Source organism: Dyadobacter fermentans DSM 18053 (assembly GCF_000023125.1).
Lineage (GTDB): Bacteria > Bacteroidota > Bacteroidia > Cytophagales > Spirosomataceae > Dyadobacter > Dyadobacter fermentans.
This window is the reverse complement of record NC_013037.1, coordinates 1,947,223-1,964,456: the sequence shown is the minus strand read 5'-3', so window position 1 is coordinate 1,964,456 and position 17,234 is coordinate 1,947,223. Positions and strand designations below refer to the sequence as shown.

General features: G+C 56.7%; 12 protein-coding genes and 1 pseudogene. 10 read left to right on the top strand and 3 right to left on the bottom strand.

All coding sequences use genetic code 11. From position 1 onward, the window contains the following. Positions 1-4 precede the first annotated feature (4 nt). The 10 genes and pseudogenes from DFER_RS07990 to DFER_RS07950 all read left to right on the top strand — a co-directional run bounded on the left by DFER_RS07990 (position 5) and on the right by DFER_RS07950 (position 12,423). Positions 5-958 carry a cyanophycinase gene (locus DFER_RS07990; RefSeq protein ID WP_015811117.1) on the top strand — a complete coding sequence of 318 codons (954 nt, stop codon included), beginning with the start codon at positions 5-7 and terminating at the stop codon, positions 956-958. A gap of 36 nt (positions 959-994) precedes the next feature. Continuing rightward, positions 995-4,039 carry a SusC/RagA family TonB-linked outer membrane protein gene (locus DFER_RS07985; RefSeq protein WP_015811116.1) on the top strand — a complete coding sequence of 1,015 codons (3,045 nt, stop codon included), beginning with the start codon at positions 995-997 and terminating at the stop codon, positions 4,037-4,039. Then, positions 4,039-5,385 (top strand): RagB/SusD family nutrient uptake outer membrane protein, encoded by a 1,347-nt coding sequence (locus DFER_RS07980; RefSeq protein ID WP_015811115.1) that lies wholly within the window; start codon positions 4,039-4,041, stop codon positions 5,383-5,385. The genes DFER_RS07985 and DFER_RS07980 overlap by 1 nt, the downstream gene beginning before the upstream one ends. 11 nt (positions 5,386-5,396) lie before the next feature. Further along, on the top strand, positions 5,397-6,824 hold the full coding sequence (locus DFER_RS07975) for a hypothetical protein (protein WP_015811114.1): 1,428 nt from the start codon (positions 5,397-5,399) through the stop codon (positions 6,822-6,824). A 17-nt stretch (positions 6,825-6,841) separates the two neighbouring features. Next, a complete protein-coding gene (locus tag DFER_RS07970) occupies positions 6,842-8,581 on the top strand; it encodes a hypothetical protein (protein ID WP_015811113.1) in 1,740 nt (579 codons plus the stop codon). Continuing rightward, a complete protein-coding gene (locus DFER_RS07965; protein WP_083769054.1) occupies positions 8,562-9,206 on the top strand; it encodes a c-type cytochrome in 645 nt (214 codons plus the stop codon). The genes DFER_RS07970 and DFER_RS07965 overlap by 20 nt, the downstream gene beginning before the upstream one ends. 2 nt (positions 9,207-9,208) lie before the next feature. Then, entirely contained in the window at positions 9,209-10,453 is a 1,245-nt protein-coding gene (soxC, locus tag DFER_RS07960; RefSeq protein WP_015811111.1) for a sulfite dehydrogenase, read from the top strand. A 68-nt stretch (positions 10,454-10,521) separates the two neighbouring features. After that, positions 10,522-10,767: pseudogene (locus DFER_RS30865) on the top strand (hypothetical protein); the annotation flags it as partial. A gap of 98 nt (positions 10,768-10,865) precedes the next feature. Continuing rightward, positions 10,866-11,708, top strand: a complete 843-nt coding sequence (locus DFER_RS30505) for a Kelch repeat-containing protein (RefSeq protein WP_015811110.1) — start codon at positions 10,866-10,868, stop codon at positions 11,706-11,708. A gap of 94 nt (positions 11,709-11,802) precedes the next feature. Next, the gene (locus DFER_RS07950) at positions 11,803-12,423 is read left to right on the top strand and encodes a dihydrofolate reductase family protein (RefSeq protein ID WP_015811109.1); all 621 of its coding nucleotides are present in this window, start codon (positions 11,803-11,805) and stop codon (positions 12,421-12,423) included. Between the two features lie 72 nt (positions 12,424-12,495). Here the strand turns inward: DFER_RS07950 and DFER_RS07945 are convergent, their stop codons facing one another. From DFER_RS07945 to DFER_RS07935, 3 genes are all read right to left on the bottom strand, one after another. Then, entirely contained in the window at positions 12,496-14,664 is a 2,169-nt protein-coding gene (locus DFER_RS07945; RefSeq protein WP_015811108.1) for an outer membrane protein assembly factor BamB family protein, read from the bottom strand. 208 nt (positions 14,665-14,872) lie between these two features. Then, complete coding sequence (locus DFER_RS07940; RefSeq protein WP_015811107.1) at positions 14,873-15,697, bottom strand: class I SAM-dependent methyltransferase; 825 nt, start codon at positions 15,695-15,697, stop codon at positions 14,873-14,875. Between the two features lie 145 nt (positions 15,698-15,842). Then, a complete protein-coding gene (locus DFER_RS07935; RefSeq protein ID WP_041736118.1) occupies positions 15,843-17,126 on the bottom strand; it encodes a vanadium-dependent haloperoxidase in 1,284 nt (427 codons plus the stop codon). Between the last annotated feature and the right edge of the window lie 108 nt (positions 17,127-17,234).

Genomic DNA, 17,234 nt, shown 5'->3' with positions numbered 1-17,234 from the left:
AAATATGAAATCGAGATTCCTATTCAGCACATTGTTAGCGGGCATTGCACTGGCCTCGCTCGACACCTTGCACGCGCAAACGCCGGTAACCGTCAAAAAGAATGCGATCACCCGCCACGGTCCCGAAAATGGCTCGCTGATCATCATCGGCGGGGGAGGAGCTACGCCTGAAATCTGGCAACGCTTCGTGCAGCTCGCAGGCGGGAAGGACAAGGCCAAAATCGTGGTCATTACCGCGGCCGGAGGCGATTCTGCGGCATATGATAAAAAATCCGTCGAGCTCGTGAAGCGCGAAACCGGCATTGCCAATGTAACATTACTTCATACAAATGACCTCAAAGAAGCCAATAGCGAAAAGTTCGTCGCGCCCATCCGCTCGGCTACGGGCGTGTACATCGTCGGCGGCCGCCAGTGGCGCATTGCCGATTCTTACCTCAACACATTAACCCACCAGGCATTCCAGGAACTGCTCGACCGCGGCGGCGTGATTTCCGGCACTTCGGCGGGGGCCAGCATTCAGGGGTCGTTTTTGTGGCGGGGCGATACCAAAGGGCCGCACATTCTCGTGGGCGATCATACGCAGGGGCTGGGTTTTCTCAAAAACTCGGTGATCGACCAGCATTTGTTCCGCCGCAACCGGCAGTTCGATCTCGTGGATTTTGTCAAAAACGCGCCGGAGTTGATCGGCATCGGGCTGGATGAGGCTACGTCCATTGTGGTGCAAAAAGACACGCTGGAAGTGGTGGGCCGCTCATATGCCTCCATTTATGACTACAACACCATCATCGGCAGCGGCGCAAAACACGTGCAGGGCAGCCGCGAAGTGCCTACGGCGAGCAATGGGCCATTCTTCTTTCTGCACGAAGGCCAGAAGTACGATCTCAAAGAGCGCAAAGTGATCCAGGCGCCGCGCCGCCAGCAAGATCCGGAAGCTATCTCGGGAAATAAAGGCAAATAACCGCATTTCCATACACCCCCAATTTTAATCTGATTGATGAAACGTTCTGTATTCAAAAATCCCCGGTCCGGACGATCGGGGCAATGGATTTCCTGGCTGGCAGTGCTGACGTGGCTGGTCGTTTCGACGGCTTTTGCCGGTCCGGCCGCCGAGCTGACGGGCAAGGTGACCGACAAAGACGGCGCCGCGCTGCCGGGTGTGAACATCCAGATCAAAGGCACAAACCAGGGCACGGTAACGGACGCCGACGGGAATTTTCACCTCGATGTGGCCGAAGGGCAGGAGCTGGTCGTCTCATTTATCGGCTATGTGAGCCAGCAGGTGCGGCCGGGGAACAAAAGCAGCCTCACCGTGAAGCTGGAAGTGGACCAGCGGCAGCTGAACGAGGTGATCGTGGTCGGCTATGGCACGCAGGAACGTAAAAATGTGATCGGTTCCATTACCAAAGTGGACCCTACCGACGTGAAAAGTATCCCGGTGGGCAGTTTCGATGCCCAGCTTCAAGGAAAAGTCCCCGGCGTGCAGATTACCTCCAACACCGGCGTGCCCGGCGAAGCGGTAACCGTGCGCGTCCGGGGCGCCACATCGATCAACGGCGATAACGACCCGCTGTATGTGATCGACGGCGTGTTTATGAACAGCAACAGTATGCAAACCACCAATACCGGTGGCAAGGCCACGTCGCCCATCGCCGACATTAATCCCAACGACATCGAGAGCCTCGAAGTGCTCAAAGACGCCGAAGCGACCGCATTGTACGGCTCGCGCGGTGCAAACGGGGTCATTATCATCACCACCAAGAGAGGCAAGTTTAACCAGAAAGCCAAGGTGAGCCTCAATGCCTCCTACGGCTGGGCGAAAGCGGCTAAGTTGTGGGACCTCACCACGGGCCCCGAGCACGCGGCGCTGGTGAACGAATGGTGGATCAACACCGGCAAAGACACGCCGTCGCTGAACCGCACCGAGGCCAACCGCCCGTTCCGTCCCGTTTCCGAAGGCGGCCGCGGCCTGCCCGAAGAGCAAAAGACCTACGACCGCCTCGGCGAGGTTTTCCAGACCGCGCCTTTGCAGAACTATGACCTGTCGGTGTCGGGCGGGACGGCTTCCACCAAGTACTACATTGGCGGCGGCTACACGGGGCAGGAGTCGATTTTGAAGCCGATTACCTTCAATCGCGCGAGTTTTAAAGTAAACCTGGATCAGAAGATTTCGGACAAAATCCAGGTGGGTGTGAGCAACAGCTTCGCGCGCACGTTCCGTAACCAGGCACGCGCCGGCGACGGCCCCGCGGGCGGACTTTTGCAGGCGGCATTGCACACGCCCACTTACCTTTCGCCCACGAACGAAAATGGCGAGCTGGTAGGCCGCGCGGGTTTCGATAACGTGAGCCTGCTGCTGGATAATTATGATGTGAAATCAGTGAGCCTGCGCTACATCGGTAACCTTTACGCCGAGGCCGATATTTTGCCTAACCTCAAATTCCGCACAAGCTGGGGGCTGGATTTCAATAACTACGATGAAAATGAATATTGGAACACCTACCTCATCACCGGCAGCCCGAATGGCTTTGCATCCGCAAACAACGGCCAGGCCACGACCTGGCTCAATGAGCAGACGCTTTCCTACCGTCAGAAGATCGGTTCAAAACATTCGTTCGGTGTGCTGCTGGGTAACACCATTCAAAGCGATCTGAACACCGGTACAGCGGCTACGGGGCGCGGTTTTGCCAGTAATTCTTTTAAACTGATCACTTCGGCGGCCACTACGACCGGTTCGAGCAGCTGGTCGAAGAAAAATCTGGCCTCGTTCTTCTCCCGCATTGATTACAACTATGGCGGCAAATACTTGCTCGATTTCAGCATTCGTGCGGATGGCTCGTCGAGCTTCGGGGCGGATCGCAAATGGGGCTATTTCCCGTCGGTAGGCGGCGCGTGGCGTGTGAAGCAGGAGGATTTTCTCAGAAATTCATCCACGATCAGCGACCTCAAAATCCGCGCGAGCTACGGTGTAACGGGTAACCAGAACGGCCTCGGCAGCTTTGCCGCGCGGGGCCTTTGGAGCAGCGGCGCGTCGTACCAGGGCAACCCCGGCATCGCTCCTCAGCAGCTCGCCAACCCCGATCTGCAATGGGAGCGTACCAACCAGCTCAATGCAGGCGCCGACATCGCATTCTTCGGCGATAGGCTGGGCATTGAGTTCAATGTTTACCGCAAATACACGAGCAATGGCCTGCTTTCACTCACATTGCCCGCCACCACCGGTTTTGGCAGCTTCCGCAGCAATACGGCCGAGATCAGCAACAAAGGTTTCGAGCTCGCGATCCGCTCGGTGAATTTTCAGAACAACACATTCTCCTGGATCACGACATTCAATGTGGCCCGGAATGTCAATAAAATCGAAAAGCTGGAAAACCCGCTCGAATACGGCAGCCGAAGCCTGATTTTGCTTCAACAAGGCCATCCGCTCTATTCTTTCTGGGTATACAAGCAGCTGTATGTAGATCCGCAGACGGGTAACACCGTGTATGAAGACGTGAACAAAGACGGCAAGATTACCGTCGCCGACCGGCAGATCAACGGCAGTATCTGGCCGAAATTTTACGGCGGACTCACCAATTCGATCACCTACAAAGGCTTTGATATCAATGCTTTCCTCGCATTTAGCTATGGTAACAAGGTGTACAACCACAACAAGTTCTTCGGCGAAGGCGGCGGTGCCCGCGACGCGGCGCGCGTGATTTTCGCGAGCAACAACGACCGCTGGCAGCAGCCGGGCGACATCACCGACGTGCCCCGCCCCGACGGCGTGAATGTGAACAACTATCGCGACGGCGGCAGCCGCTGGCTCGAAGACGGCTCGTTTGTGCGGTTGCGGAATCTCACCGTCGGCTACACCATTCCCGTGCGACACATCAGCTCATTGCGCATTTACGCCACGGGCAGCAACCTGTTCACCATCACCAAATACACCGGCCTCGACCCCGAATCGAGCTCATCGAGCGGGCAAAACGAGCAAGGCATCGACCTCGGTACGCCGCCGCAGCCGCGCAGCTTCCAGCTGGGTGTTAACCTGACATTTTAATGATTACCAACATGAAAGCATTCAAATACATCCTGCCGCTTTCCCTGCTGATCGGGCTCGGTTCCTGCGACAAGTTCCTCGACGTGCAGCCCCGTTCGTCCATTTCCGACGACCAGACGATCATCGACAAAGCATCTGCGGAAACTGCGGTGAACGGCGTTTACGACTCGTTCCGGAGCTATTACAGCGTGAGCTTCCAGTCGATCGGCTACCTTTCGGGCGATAACATTCAATGGACCGGCTCGCAATCGCAGATCCAGGAGTTTATCAATCACCGCGTTAATGCCGAAAATTCAACCGTATCGTCCGTTTGGACCGGCATTTACAGCTCGCTCAACCGCATTAACCACGTCATCGAGAAGGTCCCCAACGTGCAGGACCCGCTGCTGACGGCTGCATTGAAAAACAAGCTCATCGGCGAGGCCTATTTCCTCCGCGCATTGGCCTATTTCGACCTGGCACGCATATGGGGCGGCGTACCGATCATCACCAAACCCACCGCGACGCCGTCGGATAACCGCGGCATCGAGCGCGCCACGCAGGAGCAGGTGTACGCCCAGGTGCTCGCCGACCTCAATGCCGCCGAGTCGCTGCTACCCGCCACCACCGATCGTTTTCGTGCCACGCAAAAGACGGTTTGGGCATTGAAAGCGCGGTATTATTTGTATCAGAAAGACTACGCGAAGGCGGCGGAATATGCATCCAGCGTAATAGCCGATGCGGCCAATTACAAGCTGGTGACGCCATACAACGCATTCTTCGCCAACGACGCGCGGGGCACTACGGAGTCTGTTTTCGAGATATTTTACAGTGTTAACGAAACGAACGGTCATCGGGGCCAGTGGCAGCCGCAGGAAAAAGGCGGTACACGGCAATGGGCGCCTAACGACGCATTCGTGGCACTCGTGAACGACCCTGCGGTAGGCGGTAACCGGAGCACGCTTGTAGCGAAGGACAACCAGGGCCGCTGGTACGGCAATATGTACTACCGAAGCCCCGCCACCGATCCCACATTCGTGATCCGCATTGCCGAGCTGTACCTCATCCGCGCCGAAGCCCGCGCGCATACCGGTGAGCTCGCGGGAGCACTCGCCGACCTGAACGCGATCCGCGAGCGGGCAGGCATCGCGAAAAGCACCGCATCCACCGCCGACCAGCTGCTGCTCGCCATCGAAAACGAGCGCCGCATCGAGTTCGCGCTGGAACCGCACCGCTGGTTCGACCTCGTGCGTACCGGCCGCGCGGCGGCGGTGCTGAACGTCACGGATAACAACCGTCTGCTGCTTCCGATCCCATCCGAACAGCTGCTGATCGACAAGGCATTGAAACAAAATCCCGGCTACTAATTCCTGAACTCATGGCACAAAACACCACCTACCAGCGAAGGGGCGCCGCCAACGGATTGCCCGCAAACCCCGCAACCACATCCCGTGTGGCGACGCCCGGAGTGGACACTCCCGGCATATCCACGCGGGCATGGAGCCCGGCCGAAAAGCTGCTTTTCCGCGTGGCATTCATCTATTTCGCGATCCAGAGCATTCCGCTGGACTGGAAATACTTCCGCCGCGTGTTCCGGATCGACTGGCTGAACCTTACGTACGGGGATATTTTCGATCTGGCGCGCTACCAGCCGCGCTTTTTCGGCGAGCACGACACATTCCTCAACTGGCTCGTGGTGCTGGTAATCGCCGTCGCCGGGGCTGTGGTGTGGGGCAACCGCGACAAGGACCGGCGTGATTACAGCCAGCTTTATTACTGGCTGCGCGTGATCGTCCGTTACCGCCTTGCCGCCGGGCTTATCGCTTATGGTTTTATCAAGTTTTACCCCTTGCAGGCGCCGCTGCCGTCGATCAGCAACCTCAACACGGCCTATGGCGATCTGAGCGCTTGGAAAATCTTTGCACTCAGCCTCGGCGTGGTGCCCGATTATGAGTCGTTTCTCGGGCTGGTGGAACTGGTGGGTGGCTTGCTTTTGCTCCACAGGAAAACTACCACCATCGCTACGCTCATTATCATTCCATTTACCGGCAATGTGTTTTTCTCCAATCTGGCCTACGAAGGCGGCGAGTATGTGTACAGTTTTTATCTGATCGTCCTTGCGCTGTTCCTGTTTGCATTCGATGCCAACCGGCTTTACCGTCTTTTTGCATTGGAAAAACCCACGGCCCCGAACCTTTTCAAACCCGATTTCAGCCATGCGCGGTTGAAATTCGGCCGCATTGCCCTGAAAGCGGCATTCGTGCTGTTTTTTGTCGTGGTTTATGGTTCGAAGGCATACGCCGGTTACCATTCCAATCCCTATCAATACCCGACCAAACCGGGCCTCGCCGGAGCTGCCGGGCTTTACAATGTGGAGCAGTTTGTCGTGAATGGCGATACGCTGGCCTATTCGGCATTGGACCCCGTGCGCTGGAAAGATGTGGTTTTTGAAAAATGGGCTACCATCAGTATCCGCTCGTCGCGGCCGCTCGTGATCGACTCTACCAATGTGGAGCAGATCCATTTCGACGATGCCAAACGCAACTTCGAGTTCGCCGGATCGGGCGGTCGGCATTATTACGGCTACGATTTCGACGAGGCTTCGAAAACGCTGACACTGACCAATAAAGTGAATGCGGCCGACCAGCTCGTGCTGCATTACGTCCGTCCCGACAGCACCACGATCCGGCTTTCAGGCGTCGCCAATGGCCGCGATTCGTTGCAGGTGGTTTTGAAAAAAACCAATAAAAAATACCTGTTCGAAGAAGTGAAAAAGGTTGGCCGGCGTGGCGAATTCAAACTATAAATCAAAACATAAACGATATGTCAACGATCAGAACAACCGAGGAAGATCTGACGCTCACCGGCACCGAAGAGGCCATCGCCGCGGACACCGCCGGGCAACCCGCAGGCCGCAGCTGGCCCGAATGGCAGAAAGTCCTTTTCCGCATTGCATTCGTGTTTTTCCTGGCCATGTCCATCCCCAACAGCCCGACCTGGTACACCGACCTCGTCACCTTCGACTGGACGCGCCTGCATTACCGCGATGTGTACGACATCGCCCGCTTCGGCTCCGGCCTCGACCTATTCGGTCGCACCATTTTCGGAAGCACGCTGGAAGGCTACGCCACCTGGATCATCACCTTACTGGCTTCCATCGCGGTAGGTGCGATATGGACGGTGATTGTGAAGGTTGTCAAACGTGAGCCTAAAGACTACAACCTGCTCTACTACTGGCTTCGCGTGGTGGTCCGTTACCGTGCGGGCATCGGGATCATCGGTTTCGGGTATACCAAACTGATGCCTACCCAAATGCCTTATCCGTCATACGGCCTGCTGAACACCAACTTCGGCGACTTTACCTTGCAGAAAATCTACTGGCTGTCGGTCGGCATTGTGCCCTGGTACCAGGTATTTGCGGGAGTTGTGGAGCTTACGGCGGGCATTCTGCTCTTTTTCCGCGGCACCACCACGCTGGGTGCGATCCTGCTGCTCGGTGCATTGGGGGATATTGTGTATGTCAATTTCGCCTATGATGGCGGCGTGCATGTGTACAGCTCTTATTTCGTGCTTTTGGCGGCGTTTTTGCTCATCAAGGATATTCCCAAATTCTGGAACCTCCTCATCCTCGAACGCTTCACGGTGCCCAACAGCTACTATCCGGCATTCTCGCAAAAATGGCAGCAATATGTTCGGTATGGACTTAAAATATTTGTTTTCGGCCTGTTTGTGTTCTATTTGTTCTGGTTGCAATATGTGAATTTCAAATATGATCCCTATAAGCAGCCTTCCACGGCGGGTATCAAAGAACTGCGCGGCAATTATCAGGTAACCGAGTTTAAAATCAATAACCAGGAAATTCCATACTCGCCTACCGACACCGTGAGATGGCAATGGGCGACGTTCGAGAACTGGACCTCGCTGACTTTCAAAGTAAACAAACCCACACCGCTCGACCTATCGAACGGCGGCGGCGCACCCATGCGCGACCTCGGGCGTACCTTCGAGCTCACCGGCACGGGCGGCGGCCAGCGCGTGTTCCATTACCTGGCCGATACCGTGGCGCATACCCTGTATTTACAGGATAAATACGCGAGAGGCGGCCCGCGCGACGGCATCGGTCAGCTCCAACAGCGCGAGGCACGCCAGGGCCAGGGAGGGGTAGGCGGCGGTGCCCGGGGCGATGCAAACCGTGCCCGCGGCGAAGGAGCCAATGACGATCAGGCCAATGCAGACGCCCGCAACCGCGGCGAACGCACCAATGGCCGGGGCGGCCCGAGCGACCGGAACTGGATCAGCAAAGCCGCGTTGGTGAACATAGGCGATGAAAACAAGATGATCGATCCGCTGGGGCAGTCGGCGCGCCGCGACCGCGAGTTTGCCGCCAAACCCCGCCGCGACAAGCGCAACCACATGATCCTCAACTACTCAACCACCGACGGCTCGCGGGTGATCCTGAAAGGCATCAATGAGAAAAAAGATTCGATTTACGTAGTGCTGGACCGGGTTGAAAGACCTTACGTGCTGGCTAAAAGTACGCTCAATGCAGGGAAATACGATTAGGTTTATAGGCAGCGTGGTGGTAATCGCCACGCTGTCGTTTACGGCTAGCGGCCTTGAAGTCGGCCAGCAACGTGCCTCGTTGCCACGCCCGGCGTGGCAACGCCCTGCATTGCCATGCGGGGGCGCATCGCTGGCTGATACCCTTTCACAGCCTGCCCGCTTCGGGTTTGGGCGGCCGGCCACGGAGGCGGAAATCGCCATGCTCGACATCGATGTCCGCCCGGATGGCCAAGGCCTGCCCACCGGCGAAGGCAATGCCGCGGAAGGCAAGGCCATTTACGCATTGAAATGTGCCGGATGTCACGGCGCCACCGGCACCGAGGGCCCCAACGACCGGCTCGTGGTGGGCGACACGATCAAAGGCGCACGGCGGATCAGGGCGATCGGCAACTACTGGCCCCACGCCACCACGGTTTTCGACTACATCCGGCGGGCAATGCCTTTCAACCAGCCCGGTTCGCTTACCGACCGGGAAGTGTACGGCCTTACCGCCTACCTGCTCCACGCCAATGGCCTGTGGGACGGGAAAGTCGCATTGAATGCGAAAAACCTTCCGACCATCAAGATGCCCGCCCGCGACAAGTTCGTGCCCGACGACCGCACGGACGGCCCCGAAATCAAATAACCATGCAGCAACCCGACGATAAGAAGACATTGACCACCTCCGGCAAAATGAGCAGGCGTAACCTGCTCGCCGGTGCGGCCGCGGCGTCCATTGTGCTGGTACAAACCGCGAGCGGCAAGGCATTCCAGGCCGCATTAACCGCTTCCGAGCTGGCAGGTGACCCTACGAAAGTACCGGGCGTGCCGCCGGGCGCATTGGGAACACGTTCGCCGTTCGAGAAACCCGTGAAGGTATTTTCCGAAACATCTTCCCGCACACCATTGCAGGATTTACAAGGCATGCTCACGCCTTCGGACCTGCATTATGAGCGGCATCACGGCGGCGTGCCGGCCATCGACCCGACAAAGCACGAGCTGGTCATTCACGGCATGGTCGACAAGCCGATGGTATTCACCGTAGCCGATCTGAAACGCTTCCCGTCGGTTTCCCGTATTGCATTCCTGGAATGTTCGGGCAATTACCGGGGCGCGGGCGACGGCAAAATCCGCCCGCAGGAGATTTGCGGGCTCACCAGCCAGAGCGAATGGACGGGCGTGGCGCTATCCACCCTTTTCCGGGAGGTAGGCGTGAGCCCCAAAGCAAGCTGGTTCCTGGCAGAAGGCGGCGATGCGGCGGTAATGACGCGCAGCGTGCCCGTCCACAAGGGTTGGGACGATGCCATCATTGCCTATGCCCAAAACGGCGAGGCCATTCGCCCGGAGCAGGGCTATCCTGTGCGGCTTTTCCTGCCGGGCTGGGAAGGTAATGCCAATGTGAAATGGCTCCGGCGCATCGAGCTCGCCGACGCGCCTTTTATGACCCGCGAGGAAACTTCCAAATACACCGAGGCCGTGGGTGGCGGCAAAATCCGGCAATTCAGCTTCACGATGGACGCGCGTTCCATCATCACTTATCCTTCCTATCCCGCCAAAGTGGAAAAAGGGTGGATCGAGATCCGCGGCATTGCGTGGAGCGGCCGCGGCAAAGTGGTGCGCGTGGAAGTAAGCACCGATGCCGGCAAGACCTGGCACAACGCCGCATTGCAGGAGCCCGTGCTCGACAAGGCCATCGCCGCATTCCGCTACCTGTGGAACTGGGACGGCAACCCTACCGAAATCATGAGCCGCACGGTAGATGAAACCGGGTACGTGCAGCCGTTTCTGAAACAATTGGTAGCCGCGCGGGGCGGAAATATGGGTTACCATTTCAATCCCGTCACAGCTTGGTATTTGCAGCAGGACGGGCAGGTTTTGTTTAAATCCACCTGACAAAGAAGCGGGCAAACGGATGAAATCTCTACATTTGGACAAGTATTCCCTTGTACCAAAGCATTTAAATGAAACTCCTTGCCCTTCTGCTGATCAGTTTCCTGACCTTCTCTTTCATTGGTTGTAAAAAATCCGTCACCGAAATTCCCGATCTGCCCGAGCCCGAAATACTGGATTTCTTTGCGCGCGAGGACACCGTGGGAGCAGTTGTGTATATCATGGGCAGGAATTTTGATAAAAATGCTGCCGGTAATGTGGTAATCTTCAACACGGGTGAGGCTCAACCGTTTTATGCCAGCAGCGACACGTTGCGCGTACGCGTGCCGGAGGGCGCCGCAACGGGTAACATCCGGGTGAAAGTGCATCAAAAAGTTGCCGTAAGTAAGGACACATTTTATTTACTAACCGGGAAATGGACCAAAATGGCGAACTGTCCGGCGGAGGTCGCTTCGATGCCGTCGGCTTTTCCGTTGGCAACACCGGCTACATTTCGAACGGTACCGGGTATGACCGTTACCTGCGCGACAACTGGGCTTTTGACCCGCAAAAAAACAGTTGGAACCGCGTTGCGGATTTCCCCGAAGGCGCGCGCAGGGAAGCATTCAGTTTTTCTATCGGCAACAAGGCCTACGTGGGATATGGCACCAACACCGACACGTTTTCCCTCCGCAACGATTTCTATGAATTCGACCCGGCTACCGGCCGCTGGACGCGAAAAGCGGATATCCCGAGGCTGTGGAACAACAACGCCGTGGGGCTTGCGGTGAACGGCAAAGGCTATATCATCACAGGCGATTACTCGAAGCAGGTCCTGGAATACGATCCGGTAACCAATCAATGGACGGTTAAAAAGGATTTTCCGGGTGAAGACAGATCCTCGGCGGCGGGTTTTGTGATCAATGGGATAGGCTATCTCGTGGGGGGAAATCCCGGCTACGGGCGTGGGCTGGTGGACGTGTGGGAATACGACGCTTCGCAGGACAGCTGGACTCGAAGGGCCGATATCAGGTCGATAGGCTACGAAGGGACCGGGTTTTCGGTTCATGGGAAGGGCTATATCTGCAATGCCAACGGTTCTTACAAGCAAATCTTTGAATTCGACCCTGCGAAAAATAAATGGTCGAGAAAGAAAGACTTCCCCGGCGCGGCCACCACCAGTTCCGTTTCTTTTGTGATCGATGGCGTGGCTTATGTAGCCACGGGCTCCACGTATGGCAACGTTTCCAACGAAATCTGGCGGTTCGACCCTGAATAATACCGGAAAAAAGTGCCGTGTCGCAAATATCCAATTTTTTCGTTTTACCGGTTTTTAGTTTTGACCGTTCAATTCAATCAACAGGGTAAAACAGATGAGTAAAGTATTTTTTGACAATGCGATTTCACTTGACGGCTTTTTCGCGGGCGAAAAAAGGGGGCCGCAAAACCCGCTCGGCGACCGCGGGACGCAAATCCATCTCTGGATGTACAAGCAAAAGGCTTTTTTCAAAAATCTGGGATTTGAAGGCGGCGAGGAGTACGGCGACGATAGCCGGCTGATCGACGACACTTTTGCGCGCACCGGCGCCTATGTCATGGGTAAGAGGATGTTTGACGAAGGCGAAGTAAACTGGCCGGAAGATTTATATAAAAGAGATGTATTTGTAGTCACCCGCGAAGTGCGCGAGCCCTGGCGGCAAAACGGCAGCACCACATTTTACTTCGTGAACGACGGCCTGGAAAGCGCTCTTGCAAAGGCGAAACAATCAGCCGGCGACAGGGACGTGCGCATTCAGGGCGGCGCCGACATCATCCAGCAGTTTCTGAACGCAGGGCTTATTGATGAATTCACCATCCACCAGTCGCCCGTGATGCTCGGCAGCGGCATCCGCCTGTTCGACCATATCGATATCGACCGGTTTGAATTCACTATTAAAAACGTGCAGCCTTCGGCCCTAACGACCCATATCACCTACGAGGTGAAAAGAAAATAGGAAGGGTTTGGTACTCCGTGCGCTTCATCACGACACGGGGTACACCTTCTTTATCACAAAACTTCCGTCCGTTTACGGCACCGCAAACGCCATCACAAAACCCGACGGATTCTCCTTCGTGCCACCCACCGACAGCGCCACATACTGCTTCCCGCCGCTCATGTACGTGCAGGCAGTAGCATTGGCCACGCCCGGGAGCGTAGTTTGCCAAACGAGTCTGCCGTTCTTTTTATCGAATGCCCGAAGCTTGCGGTCCAGCGTTCCGCTGATGAATATCAGTCCGCCGGCGGTGACGATAGGGCCCGCCGAGCCTTCCTGGCCGGTTTCGGGGCCGCCGTTTTCCTGCCGTTTCTCGTCGTTGCCGAGTGGTATCTGCCATTCGTAGTCGCCCGTGCTGAGGTTGATTGCATTGAGTGTTCCCCACGGCGGACGCAGCGCCGGGTTGCCTTGCGGATCTCTGAAATGGCCGTAGGCGGTTAGGTTCAGGTATTTGTCGGCGCCTTTTTGTGTTTGTCCGGTTTCCTGCTTCGTCACTTTGGCGGAATTTTGCGGGCGGTCGAACAGGAATGCGATGATGCCCTTTTCCTTCCCCTTGATCGCCGAGGCAAATGCAGGCATCTTGCCGCCGCCTTTTTTGATCTTGTCGAGCGCCGCCTCGCGGGTCATGCGGCTGCGGAGGCCGATCAGCGACGGGTAGTTGGGCTCATCGCCGTTCTTGTCCTTGCCATGGCAGGCCATGCAATAGGTCATGTACAATGTTTTGCCCTGGTCGAAAACCGTCTGGTCTTTGGCCTCCTGCTCAGGGTCTACCTTCTTCATTGATTGTATTTCGGGCGAATCGTTGGACTTTACAAAAAGCACCGTCGAGGCCGGCTCGTAGGCAGCGCCGCCCCATTCGGCACCGCCGCGTGTGCCCGGCAGCATAAGCGTGCCTTTCAGGTCGGGCGGTGTAAAAAGGCCTTCATAGCGCATGGAGCGGAATTTCTTCACGAGCGAATCATGGCCGGCATCGGTATAATGCGTCAAATCGGATTCCGTCATCCATTGTCGTGCAAAAGGCTTGGGTTTCAGCGGGAATGGCTGGGTAGGAGAGGCCCGCTCGCCCGGAATGTTGGACGCCGGCACTTTTCTTTCCTCGATCGGAAACAGCGGTTCCCCGTTTTCGCGGTTAAATACAAATACAAACCCATGCTTGGTCACCTGCGCCACAGCGTCGATCTTTTGGCCGTCGCGGTTGACGGTCACCAGGTTGGGAGGAGCGGGAAGGTCGTAGTCCCACAAATCGTGATGGACTAGCTGGTAATGCCAGATATACCTGCCCGTAGCCGCATCCAGGGCCACAACGCTATTGCCGTACAGGTTGTCGCCATGGCGGTCTGCGCCGTAGAAGTCGTAGGAAGGCGAGCCCAAAGCGAGGAACACGATGCCGCGGCGGGCGTCTACACTCATGCCGGCCCAGTCGTTCACGCCACCTGCATATTTATAAGCATCTTTGGGCCAGGTTTCGTAGCCCGGCTCTCCGGGAAGGGGAATGGTGTGGAATGTCCATTCCAATTTGCCGGTTTTGCAGTTGTAGGCCCGGATATAGCCGGGCTGTGCGCCGTATAATTCCGAAACCTCGGCGCCCATAATGAGCAGGTCTTTGTACACAATGCCGGGCGAAGTAGGAATCACCGAAATGGTCGCCGGGTGGTCGCGCAAGCCCACATTCATGCTCACCCGGCCGTTTTGGCCGAAACCTGGGATGGGCTTGCCCGTGCGGGCGTCGAGCGCGAAGAGGTTATCTCCACCGGTGAAGAGGATACGTTTGTCCTGGCCATCCTCCCAGTAGGTAACGCCGCGGCTTACCCCGCCGCCTTCGGCCCCGTCAAACGGGTCGAACGCCCAGAGCTGCTCCCCGGTGCGCGCGTTGATCGCATAGGCCCAATGCCGGGCAGAGGTGGTGTACATCACGCCGTCCACCACGATGGGGTTGCATTCGCTGTTTCCGGGCCTGCTTCCATCCTTCATATCGTGGTAGGAATGCGTCCAGGCCGGTTTAAGCTGGCTTACATTCGATGTGTTGATCTGGTCGAGGGGCGAATAGCTGGTACTTTCGGCATCGGCCTTGTACACGCCCCAGGAGCGGTCGTCGGACTGGCGGGTTTGGTAAGCTACCAGGCCGGCAAATGCGGCGATTGCGGGAATGAGGAGGAGGTTATTGTTGGAAAAATGTTTTCTGAATCGGGATATTCCAATCATAAGGATGAAGTTCTTGGGCTCGGTTTAAGGGTCAGGATTGCGGAATGCCTGGCGGCATTTGGCATATAAGAACTTCTGAATGCGGATTTTACTATGCTTTGCCGATAAATGTCTGAGCGTGTGCGCTGTGTGGTGTTGGATTAAAAACAAAATCGGCCTGTTCGCCGCCTGCCGGAGCAGATGAGAACAGGCCGCCTGTTGCGCGCTGCTAGCGTCGGACCGTCACTTTCAGAAACGTGGCCGGAATGGAGGTTTTACCCTTATCGGCGCTCTGGTTCTGGCTTTCGAACAATGCTTCCAGCTCGCGTTGAAGATCGGCTTCCTGCCCGTTTTTCGCCGCTGCCTCGAATGCATTCATCGTAGGCCCGTAATATTTTCTGAATGTGTCGAGAAACACCGCCGGCGTGTAAGGCGCCTCGAAGGTGAAAGTTTCCCTTTCAAAGGATATGTTTTCTTTCGAAGCGCCTGCGGCAACGAAACGCTCCGTTACATTGCTTTCCACGCCCCACAGCATCGGACTCACAAAGCCCTCCGGCGGTGCGGGTGTATAGGCGGAGCTCACCCGCAGGATCTGCGCCACGAGCGTAGGGTCGCCGGGTATCCAGTTGCCCATCACGATCCTGCCGCCGCGCCGCGTTACGCGGAACATTTCCTTTGCCACATCAAAAGGCTGCGGTGCGAACATGGCCCCGAAAATACTCACCACGAGGTCGAAGCTTTCGTCGGCGATGTCGTCCAGGTGTATTGCGTCGCCTTCGCGGAATGTGATGTTCGTCAGTCCCTCGGCCTGCGCGCGGGCATTGCCTGCGGCTACGAGGTTACGGGCGATATCCACACCCTGCACGTTCGCGCCCAGGCGGGCAGAGGGGAGGGCCGTGGTGCCGTCGCCGCAGCCCAGGTCGAGCACATCCATATCTTTCTTTACGCCCAATTTTGCTACAAGTGCAGTGCCGCTGTTGCGCATTGTTTCTGCCAGACGGGTGAAGTCACCCTTTTCCCAAAGTGCTTTGTTTGCATTCATTTTATTTTTCATTTATGGTTAACAGATACTTCTTAAAATTCGACTAAATGACTCGCTTATAGTGCATTATGGTGTTGGCCAATGCGAGAAGCAAGGTAATCAATTCAAGTGTTTTCATGGCTCATTTTTAGTAAGCGGGGCGCTGCCCGGGCTGGTCTTATGGTTTGAATTTCAATGCCCCGATCACATTCTGACCGACGATTTTTCCGTGCAGCAGGCTCACCTCGCAAGTCTCGCGGTAATGAATGCCCGCATACACCCTGGACACGGCTGCCTCTGCGGCGGCGGCTTCGAAAGAGCTGAAACTTCGCGGCGCGAAACCGGGCAGGTTATAGGGCTTGTCGGTGTAATGGTAGTTCTCGCCGAAAATGCGCGTCAGCACCTCCGCCGCGGCCGCCGACATCACCGAATGTCCCGATGGATATTCCGGATGTGCGGGTGTGGGGATCACCGTGTTCCATTCGGGATGGTTCATTACGGTGCGGATGTAGGTCACCGGCCGCAGGCCCTGGTACACGTATTTGCCTTTGCAAAGACTGATCGCGCCATCGGACATCGCGATGCCGAGCTGCGTGAAGGCCTTCGCGGCTACGGCCAGTCCCGGCTTTTCGATCGCCAGCACCTGGCTGAGCACATTGTGCCATGCATTATCCGGCCAGAAAGTGGCAATCGTGCGCTGTTCCGTCGTGAGCTGCTGCGAAATCGTGTACAGCTCTTCGGCTTGCTTGTAGTAGGCGGACGTTTTCTCTTCCGAATAGGCGATGGGCGCGCCTTGTTCCGCTCCCGCATCGGCATTCGGGACGATCATGCGCACCTTTCCCCAGTTCGCCAGGGCAGCCGGCGCAAATGCGGGCGGAGTCGGCTTCCAGTAGGCCGGACCACTGAGCGGCGTATATGGAAATGCGTTATCATAGCCATCTGTTTTGGACCATTCGAAAACAGCTGCTGCGATTTTCTTCCCAAAATCAATCGAATTCGCAAGAACCCCCGGCTGCTGGTGCTGCTGGTACTTTGCCAGGTTTGCGGCTTCCAGGGAATCAATGCGTGCCAGCGTAGCGCCGGAAATACCCGGGTGGATCGACCGGTTGATCGCGGCAAGCGCAGCATTGGCACTGGCCGGGTAATAGTAGTCGAGCGACTTGTCGGGCTGCGGCAATGCGGGCAGGCCATTCAGCTGCGGCGCGATAGACTGGTAGCCGGGCAATCCGGGCTGCAACGATTCCCACAATGCCACTCCGCTGTAAGCCCACCTGCGTGCCAGGGCGGGCGGCGAGCCGGGCACAGCCTGCGCGATTTTGAGCTGCATGGTAAGCCAGGACGTCACAACTTCGGAAGACCCCACGGGCTCGGCCGGAACTTGCGGACCGTCGTGGTCCGTGCAGGAGATGGTTACGAGTGTGCATGCAAACAGTCCGATCGCCGAACGTTGGATGCGTTTCATTAATGTTACATTTTTCATGAGTATAATAGATGATTGAGGCTGCAAATTTGGGGGGCAGCAAGTGTCCGAAACTTGTACTAGCGGCACATATCCAGGTAATTATGCGCC